At 63.5% G+C, this 754-nt stretch carries 1 protein-coding gene and 1 pseudogene; both read left to right on the top strand.

Features of this window, described 5'->3' with window-relative positions:
• Positions 1–110, top strand: a pseudogene (locus EOB49_RS38790) (ABC transporter permease); the annotation flags it as partial.
• A partial coding sequence (locus EOB49_RS20740) for an ABC transporter permease (protein ID WP_245472769.1) occupies positions 110–754 on the top strand: 645 nt, incomplete at its 3' end. The pseudogene EOB49_RS38790 and the gene EOB49_RS20740, both read left to right, overlap by 1 nt.

Here is a 754-nt window from a genome sequence, read left to right as displayed (position 1 = left end):
TCGTAGCCGTGTTCAACTGGCCGCTCGGTGCGGCGCTCTCCTTCATCCTGCTGGCGGTAGTGCTGGTCATCCTGGCGGTGGCGTCGCCAGTGCTGCGGAGGGCCGCGTGATGACGACGACCCGCATCCTCGAAGGACTCGGCCGCGTCTATATCTGGCTGCTGCTCGCCTTTCTTTATCTGCCGATCATCATCATGGCGCTGATGTCGTTCAACGTTTCTCCCTTCTACCAATTGCCGTTCGAATGGACGACCGAATGGTATGCTTCGCTGTGGCAGAATGACCAACTGATCGCAGCGACCTGGAACAGCGTCGAGATCGCGGTCATCACCACGATCATCTGCGTCGTGCTCGGCTCGGCGGCGTCGCTGGCGCTCTATCGCTATGAGTTTCGCGGCAAGAAGTTCCTGCAGGCGCTGCTGTTTCCGCCGATCGCCATACCGTGGCTGATCACCGGCACGGCGATGCTGATCTTCTTCTTCGGCGTCGGCATCGGCCGAGGCCTGCACGCGATCCTGCTCGGCCATGTCGCACTGGCGCTGCCCTATGTCATCGTCGTCGTCTCGGCCCGGCTGCAGACCTTCGCGCCGGAGCTGGAAGAGGCGGCGCGCTCGCTCGGCGCTAACCAGTGGCAGGTGACGCGCCGCGTCACGCTGCCCTGGATCATGCCCGGCGTCATCGCCGGCGGGCTGTTTGCGTTTGCCGTGTCGTTCGACCAGTTCGTGGTGTCCTATTTCCTGGCGACGCCGGGGCAG

Source organism: Mesorhizobium sp. M7A.F.Ca.MR.148.00.0.0 (assembly GCF_003997735.1).
Lineage (GTDB): Bacteria > Pseudomonadota > Alphaproteobacteria > Rhizobiales > Rhizobiaceae > Mesorhizobium.
This window is presented reverse-complemented; position numbering and strand designations above follow the sequence as displayed.